An 8,001-nucleotide genomic window follows, 5' to 3' on the forward strand; every position below is an offset into this window, starting at 1 on the left:
GGGGGTGTCGTCGGCGGCGGTTGCGCCTGCCGCGCCGCCCGCTGCCGCGCCGGGCGTACGGGGGTTGTGGGGCCCGGTGGCCTTGGCGCCGCCGGGGGCCGCGGCGGGGTTGCCGCCCCGGGGCCCGGCGTGATTGCCGCCGGCGGACCCGGTGGCGCTTCCCGCACCTGCCGCACCTGCCGCACCTGCTGTACCGGCCGCACCTGCTGTACCGGCCGCACCTGCTGTACCGGCTGCACCGGCTGCACCTGCTGCACCGGCCGCACCTGTGGCTCCGGCCGCAGCACCGGCGGACCCGGTGATCCCGGCGGCCTTGGCTGCGCGGGCGGCGCGGGCGGCCCTTGCTGCCCTGGCGTCCGGCACGCCGGCTGTCTTGCCGTCGCGCCCGGCGTCAGGAGCTCCGGCGGAGTCACTGCCACGCCCGCTGCCGGTCTGCTCCCCACGGGGGCCGCCGACCTGACCACCGTCCCGGGCCCCGGCGGGCTGACCGTCCCGGGCCCCGGCGGGCTTGCCGCCGGAGGACGGCACGGACTCGCCCTGCGGTCCCCGCCCGCCCGCGACACCGGACTTGGCGCCGGGTGCCGATCCGGGGGGAGTGGAGCCGACCTGGCCCCCGGCCGACCCACCGGGCCTGCTGCCAGGCACGGCACCGGGCCGGTTGCCGGGCGCTGCTGCGGGCCCGCCGTCCGAAGCTGTCCCGGACCGACTGCCCGAGGCTGCTCCGGGCGTACCGTCCGACGCACCCCCGGACCGGCCGCCGGGCGCTGCCGCCGATCGGCCGCCGGGTCGCTCGTCCGGCCGCACGTCGTTCGAGGGGCCGGACTCTCCGCCGGGTGCCGCGCCGGATCGTCCGCCGGAGGTGTCGCCGGGCCGTCCCCCGGAGGCGGAGCCGGATCGTCCGCCGGGAATCGGGCCGGGGCGGGTGTCGCCGTCGGGTGCCGTGTCCGTGTGCGGGCCGGAGGCGCCGGGGGTCCCGTTCGGGCGGCCGTCGGACGCGGCATCCTTGCCGGAGGCCGGGCCGGCGTTGCCGGTGGGCGTATTGCTGGCGGCGTCGGCGCCGGCACCGGGTCCCGGAGGTGTGCCCGGAGTGCGTGGCTCCGGGTCTCTCGGTGCCCAGCCCGGGCCGTTCCGCTTCGGCTGCGGCTCGTCGCTCATCGTGCTGCCGTGCTCCTGTTTCCGCGTCGTACGTTCATTTCCGTACGGACTCGTACGCTTTGCGCCCACTCCGGGCCGGTTCTGCGCCCCTGAGTGAAGACTCTCGTACCGTGCGATCCGTTCCCGGATCTCGGCACGTGCCCCGCACGCCCCATGAGCGCACCGTCCGCCCCGCGGTCCGCCCCGAAAACGCGTGGCAGGCCACTCCGGCCGCGGACTAGGCTTCTTCGCTTCGGCCCGAATCGGTCCAGGCCTCGGCCTTTCGCCTAACTCTTCGCAGCGGATGGGGGTTTCCTCGTGGGCACAGGGCGGTTGTACGCCGCCGTCGCCGCCGGTGGTTTCAGGCGGTACGCGACATATCGGGTGGCCACCGCCGCGGGGGTGTTCACCAACACCGTCTTCGGCTTCATCCTCGCATACACCTACATGGCCCTCTGGCATGAGAAGCCCCACCTCGGCGGCTACGACCAAGGGCAGGCCCTCACCTATGTATGGGTCGGCCAGGCCATGTTCGCGGTCATGGTGCTGGGAAGCGTCGGCTTCGAGGAGGAGTTGATCGAGCGGATCCGTACGGGCGACATCGCGGTCGACCTGTACCGGCCCGTCGACCTCCAGATGTGGTGGCTCGCCGCCGACATGGGCCGCGCCCTGTTCCAGCTGCTGGGACGCGGTGTCATCCCCATGGTGTGCGGCGCCCTCTTCTTCGACCTGGCCCTGCCCTCCGGCCCGCTGCCGTGGATCGCCTGTCTCGTCGCGGTCGCCCTCGGCGCGCTCGTCAGCTTCGCGATCCGTTACATCGTCGCGCTGTGGGCCTTCTGGCTCCTCGACGGCGCCGGAGCGATGCAGATCACCTGGCTCACCGGAGTCTTCTTCTCCGGGATGCTCCTTCCGCTGAACGTCTTCCCCGGCGCGCTCGGCGATCTCGCCCGCCTCCTGCCCTGGTCCGCGCTGCTCCAGGCCCCGGCGGACGTACTGCTGGGCGAGGCCGACCCGTGGGGGACGTACGCCTTCCAGCTCGCGTGGGCCGCGGTGCTGCTCGCGGTCGGACGGCTGATCCAGTCGGCGGCGACCCGGAAGGTGGTGGTCCAGGGTGGCTGACGTGGACGAGCGCGTCGTCACGGGCGCCGAGCGCGAGAACCCGTTCGCCGAGTACGGCACGTACAGCCGCGTCCGGGACGGGCTGCGGGCCTACCGCATGATCGCCGCCATGTGGATCCGCTCCACGATGGCCTACCGCGCCTCCTTCGCCATGACGACCTTCGGGAACTTCGCGGCGACCTCCTTCGACTTCGTCGCGATCCTGTTGATGTTCTCCCAGGTCGACGAGCTGGGCGGTTTCAGCCTGCCCGAGATCGCCCTCCTGTACGGCACCTCCGCCGTCGCGTTCGGCCTCGCCGACCTGATGATCGGCTCGATGGACCGGCTCGGGCGCCGGGTCCGCGACGGGACGCTGGACACGCTCCTCGTACGCCCCGTGCCGGTGCTCGCGCAGGTCGCCGCCGACAAGTTCGCGCTGCGCCGCCTCGGCCGGGTCACCCAGGGGCTGTTCGTCCTCGGCTACGCCCTCGCCACCCTCGACATCGCCTGGACCCCGGCCAAGGTGCTGATGATCCCGCTGATGGTGGGCAGCGGCGGGCTGATCTTCGCCGCGGTGTTCGTCGGGGGCGCGGCCTTCCAGTTCGTCGCGCAGGACGCCTCCGAGGTGCAGAACGCCTTCACGTACGGCGGCGCGACCCTCCTGCAGTACCCGCCGGCCCTCTTCGCCAAGGACCTGCTGCGCGGGGTGACCTTCGTCCTGCCGCTCGCCTTCGTCAACTGGGTGCCCGGACTGTACGTCCTGGGCCGCCCCTACCCCCTCGACCTGCCGACCTGGCTGGCCTTCGCGCCCCCGCTGGTCGGCGTGGCCTGCTGTGCGCTGGCGGGGCTGGCCTGGCGGGCGGGGCTGCGTTCGTATCGGAGTACAGGGAGCTGAGCGTGGCAGACAACGCATTCGTGACGGACAGCGCGTTCATCGAGCTCGACCGTGTAGAGAAGGTCTTCGACGTCCGCAAGAAGAGCGGGTTCCTGCGCCGGGAGCGGCGTGAGGTGCGGGCGGTCGACTCGATCTCGTTCACGGTGGCGCGCGGTGAGATGGTCGGCTACATCGGGCCGAACGGTGCCGGGAAGTCCACCACCATCAAGATGCTGACGGGGATCCTGACGCCGAGCGGGGGCCGGCTGCGGGTCGCCGGCATCGACCCCTCCCGGGAACGGACGCGGCTGGCCCGGCGGATCGGGGTGGTGTTCGGCCAGCGGACGACCCTGTGGTGGGACCTCCCCCTCATCGACTCGTACGCCCTGATGCACCGCATGTACCGCATCCCGGACGCCCGTTACCGGGAGAACCTCGACCGGTGTGTCGAACTCCTCGAACTGGGTGAGCTGTTGGACGTACCGGTACGGCAGCTCTCGCTCGGGCAGCGGATGCGTGGGGACATCGCGGCGGCCCTGCTGCACGACCCCGAGGTGCTGTACCTGGACGAGCCGACGATCGGGCTCGACGTCATCAGCAAGGCCAAGGTCCGCGAGTTCCTCAAGGACCTCAACACCGAGCAGGGCACGACCGTGCTGCTCACCACGCACGACCTCCAGGACATCGAGCAGTTGTGCCGCCGGGTGATGGTCATCGACCACGGGCGCCTGATGTACGACGGCCCGCTGACCGGGCTGCACGAGGTGGGCGAGAGCGAGCGGACGCTGGTCGTGGACCTGGAGCGGGAGCTGCCGCCGATCGAGGCGGCGCCCGCCCGGGTGGTGCGGGTGGAGGGGCCCCGGCAGTGGCTGGCGTTCCCGGCGTCGGAGTCGGCGGCCCCGCTGGTGGCCCGGATCGCGTCCGCGTACCCGCTGGTGGACCTCTCCGTGCGGGAGCCGGACATCGAGGCCGTGATCGCCCAGATGTACGCGCAGCAGGCGGAGCTGGTGGGTAAGGGGACGGAGGGAGGAGCGGGGGAGTCCGGGTCGGCGGTGTCGTAGCCGCCCGTACGGGGTTCCTCGTACGCTGCTTCGTATGACGGACGACCTGCCGGATCTTCCGGCCGCCGCGGACCTTCGTGCCTCCGACGCCGATCGTGAACGTGTCTCCGAGCAGTTGCGGGACGCGCTCGCGGAGGGGCGGCTCGACATGGAGGAGTTCGAGGAGCGGCTGGATGCCACGTACAAGGCGCGGACCTATGGCGAGTTGGCGCCGATCACCCGGGACCTGCCCGGTGCGGGGGCGGTGGCGCCGCCGGACGTCGCGCCGCAGCCGTCCGTGTCGCTGGTCAAGGGGCCTGCGCAGGATGCGAGTTGGCCGGAGCGGATCGTCGGGGGCATCGGGTCGTCCACCTGGGGTGTGGCGGTCATGTCCGGGTTCGAGCGCAAGGGGCGGTGGACCGTGCCCGCGCGGTTCGACTGCTTCGCGTTCTGGGGCGGCGGGGAACTGGACCTCAGGGAGGCGTACTTCGCGGAGCGTGAGGTCACCATCAACTGCGTGGCGATCATGGGCGGGATCAATGTGATCGTGCCGCCCGGGGTCGAGGTCGTGGTCCGGGGTATCGGGATCATGGGCGGGTTCGACCACAGTGAGGAGGGGGTGCCGGGGGAGCCGGGCGCGCCACGGGTCGTTCTCACCGGGTTCGCGTTCTGGGGCGGAATCGGGGTGGAGCGGAAGGTGCCCAAGGCCGAGCGGCAGCGGTTGAAGGAGGAGCGGCGGCTGGAGCGTTTGGAACGCCGTGCAGCCCGGCGCGAGTTGCATGCCGCCCATCGTGATCAGGTGCAGGGGATGCGGCGTGAGCGAGAGAGGGAGCGGGAGCGGCGCAGGGGTGGGGAGCGGTAGGTCGTATGCCGGGTGCGGGTGCGCTCCGGTTGCCTGCGCGGTTCCCCGCGCCCCTTACGGGCCGCTCCCCTGAACCGGGGTGACCATCACAGCTCCGCCGGTGCCGACCCCTTCAGTTTCTCCAGGTCGAAGACCTCCGCCATCCGCTCGTAGCCCTTGTCGCTGGGGTGCAGGTGGTCGCCCGAGTCGTAGTCGGGGCGGAGGCTGCGGGGGTCGTAGGGGTCGCGCAGGGCCTTGTCGAAGTCGACGTAGGTGTCGAAGACGTTGCCGGAGCGGATGGTGGCGTTGATGGCCTGGCGGACGGACTCGCGCTGGTCCGAGTAGCCGCGGTGGCCCCGGAACGGCATGAGGGTGGCGCCGACGACGCGCAGGCCCCGCGCGTGGGCCTGGTCGACGAGCCGGCGGAGGCCGTCGGTGATGGCGTCGGGGTCGGCGCGGCCGGGGTTCTTCAGGATGTCGTTGACGCCGAGGTCGATGACGACGGCCTTGACGCCCGTACGGCCGAGCACGTCACGCTGGAAGCGGTTGAGGCCGCTGGGGTTCTCGGCGGGCCGGCCGTTGCCGTTGTTGAGGACGCGGTTGCCGCTGATGCCCTCGTTGACGACGCTGTAGCGGGGCGTGTCGGAGGAGCCGGCGGCCGCGCGGAGGCGTCCGGCGAGGACGTCCGTCCAGCGCCGGTTCTCGCCGACGGTGGAGGTGACGCCGTCGGTGAGCGAGTCGCCGAGGACCACGACCGTGCCCTCGGACTCGTTGCTCAGTACGTCCAGGGCGGTGACGTACCGCCAGTGCAGTGTCTGCGTGGTGTACGGCTCACCGGTGACGTCCGCGACCTGGTCGCCCTCGGCGGTGTAGGAGATCTGCCGCGCGTGCGCGTGGTAGGTCGCCGGGCCGGAGGGGGTCGGGGAGTAGGTGGTGATCAGTACGTCGCTGTCGTGCGGGATCGGCACCCGTACGGCGTCGCTCACCACCTGCCGGCCGGCGGCGATGACGACCGTCGGGTTGCCGGCGAAGGTGAGGCGGCGCATGGTCTCGGCCGCTGCGGCCGGGGTGTCGATGGAGGCGGCGACGGCGAGCGAGGCGTGACTGATGGTCAGCGGCTGCTGGCCGTAGAGGTTGGACAGGGTGACGCGGGCACTCGTACCGGCGGCGGTCGTGTGCACCACGTTGCGCACCGAGCGGCCGGCGAGGCCGTCCTGCTCGGTGCCCGGCTCCGACCCGTTCGGCGAGGCGGCCCAGGCGCCGACCCACACGCCGGTGGAGGCGGGGGCGGCGCTGTTGTGGGGCGCGCGGGCGAAGGTCTCCTGCCGGGGGGTGCCGTCGTCGATGCCGACGCCGATGTATATCGCGGCCGAGACGGCCACGATCAGGGCGGCCATGGCCGCCAGAAGTGCATAACCGTGCTGCTTGGTCATGCGGTGTGTGACTCCTTGGGCTGTGGAGCGCCGGGGCTCCGATGTGATCACCCCATGATGCGTCATGGGATGGGGGTTGCTTGCGAGAACCCCCATCGGTTCCCCCGCCCGGACAGACGCGGGGAACTCCTGTTCCGTTCCGGGAGTCCGTCATGGAGTAGGTCACGTCGCCGAGCGGTGAAGAGACGGGGAACGGGACAATGTGTACGGGGGACAGGGAACGGGTGGAGTGAATGGACCGTACGAAAGCGGAAGAAGCGCGGCCCGGGGCCGTGGCCGGTACCGGGCCGCGGGCCTCGCACCGCACCATGACCACCTTCAGCGCCGCCGACGAGGAGAAGCAGCGCGGCGTCCGGCAGATGAAGCTCATCGCGGCCGGGCTGCTGCTCTTCGTGGCGCTGGTCTATGTGCTGGCCAAGTGGGCCTCGCACGAAGGTGCGGGTGCCTGGGCGGGCTATGTCGCGGCGGCGGCCGAGGCGGGCATGGTCGGCGCGCTGGCCGACTGGTTCGCGGTGACCGCGCTGTTCCGGCATCCGCTCGGACTGCCCATCCCGCACACCGCGATCATCCCCACCAAGAAGGACCAACTGGGCGTCACCCTGGGTGAGTTCGTCGGCGAGAACTTCCTCTCCCAGGACGTCGTACGGCAGCGGCTGCGCGCCGTCGGCATCGGCAGCCGGCTCGGCGCCTGGCTCGCCGAGCCGCAGAACGCCGACCGGGTGACGGCCGAACTGGCGACCGCGCTCAGGGGCGCGCTGACCGTGCTGCGCGACTCGGACGTCCAGGCCGTCGTCGGGGAGGCGATCACCCGGCGGGCGAACGCCCAGGAGATCGCGCCCGGCATCGGCAAGATGCTGGAGCGGGTCGTCACCGACGGCGGCCACCGGCGGGTCGTCGACCTGATCTGCACCCGCGCCCACGACTGGCTGGTCCTGCACGACACGCAGGTCATGGACGCCGTCGAGGGCGGAGCGCCCGGCTGGACCCCCCGTTTCGTGGACCGCAAGGTCGGCGAGCGCGTCTACAAGGAACTGCTGCGCTTCGCCACCGAGATGCGCGACTCGCCCACGCACCCGGCGCGCGGAGCCCTGGACCGTTTCCTCACCGACTTCGCCACCGACCTCCAGTCCGACACGGAGACCCGGGCGCGGGTGGAGCGGCTGAAGGGTGAGGTGCTGGGCCGGGGCGAGGTCCAGGACCTGATCGCCTCCGCCTGGACGGCCGTACGGTCGATGATCGTGTCCGCCGCCGAGGACGAGCGCAGCGAGCTGCGGCTGCGGGTCCGCTCGTCCCTGCTGTCGCTGGGGGCGCGGATGGCCACCGAGCCGAGCGCGCAGGCGAAGGTGGACAGGTGGGTGGAGGGCGCGGCCGTGCACGTCGTCACCACCTACCGCGCCGAGATCACCTCCCTCATCACCGAGACCGTCGCGAGCTGGGACGCCGAGCACACCACGAAGAAGATCGAGGCCAACATCGGCCGTGACCTGCAGTTCATCCGGATCAACGGCACGGTGGTCGGCTCGCTGGCCGGGCTGCTGATCTACACGGTGTCGCGGGCGCTGGGGGCGTAGGGGCGTAGGG

The 8,001-nt window shown here is 72.0% G+C and carries 6 protein-coding genes and 1 pseudogene; 5 read left to right on the forward strand and 2 right to left on the reverse strand.

Annotated elements, in window-relative coordinates:
• Nucleotides 1–1,155: pseudogene (locus tag P1P70_RS35860) on the reverse strand (hypothetical protein); the annotation flags it as partial.
• A 297-nt stretch (nucleotides 1,156–1,452) separates the two neighbouring features.
• Here P1P70_RS35860 and P1P70_RS35865 point away from each other — a divergent pair.
• From P1P70_RS35865 to P1P70_RS35880, 4 genes are read left to right on the forward strand one after another with little or no spacing between them, the layout of a single operon-like run.
• Nucleotides 1,453–2,253 carry an ABC transporter permease gene (locus P1P70_RS35865; RefSeq protein WP_319245247.1) on the forward strand — a complete coding sequence of 267 codons (801 nt, stop codon included), beginning with the start codon at nucleotides 1,453–1,455 and terminating at the stop codon, nucleotides 2,251–2,253.
• Entirely contained in the window at nucleotides 2,246–3,127 is an 882-nt protein-coding gene (locus P1P70_RS35870; protein ID WP_319245248.1) for an ABC transporter permease, read from the forward strand. Before P1P70_RS35865 ends, P1P70_RS35870 begins: the two co-directional genes overlap by 8 nt.
• Nucleotides 3,124–4,167: an ATP-binding cassette domain-containing protein gene (locus tag P1P70_RS35875; RefSeq protein ID WP_413471625.1), complete on the forward strand. Its 1,044-nt coding sequence runs from the start codon at nucleotides 3,124–3,126 to the stop codon at nucleotides 4,165–4,167. The genes P1P70_RS35870 and P1P70_RS35875 overlap by 4 nt, the downstream gene beginning before the upstream one ends.
• Before the next feature lie 34 nt (nucleotides 4,168–4,201).
• Nucleotides 4,202–5,008, forward strand: a complete 807-nt coding sequence (locus tag P1P70_RS35880; RefSeq protein WP_319245250.1) for a DUF1707 domain-containing protein — start codon at nucleotides 4,202–4,204, stop codon at nucleotides 5,006–5,008.
• Between the two features lie 86 nt (nucleotides 5,009–5,094).
• Here P1P70_RS35880 and P1P70_RS35885 read toward each other — a convergent pair whose 3' ends face one another.
• A complete protein-coding gene (locus tag P1P70_RS35885) occupies nucleotides 5,095–6,420 on the reverse strand; it encodes an SGNH/GDSL hydrolase family protein (RefSeq protein WP_319245253.1) in 1,326 nt (441 codons plus the stop codon).
• Between the two features lie 233 nt (nucleotides 6,421–6,653).
• On the opposite strand from P1P70_RS35885, the gene P1P70_RS35890 reads away from it, so the two are divergent.
• The gene (locus tag P1P70_RS35890; protein ID WP_319245254.1) at nucleotides 6,654–7,991 is read left to right on the forward strand and encodes a DUF445 domain-containing protein; all 1,338 of its coding nucleotides are present in this window, start codon (nucleotides 6,654–6,656) and stop codon (nucleotides 7,989–7,991) included.
• Nucleotides 7,992–8,001 lie beyond the last annotated feature (10 nt).

This window comes from Streptomyces sp. MB09-02B, from assembly GCF_033794485.1.
Taxonomy (GTDB): domain Bacteria; phylum Actinomycetota; class Actinomycetes; order Streptomycetales; family Streptomycetaceae; genus Streptomyces.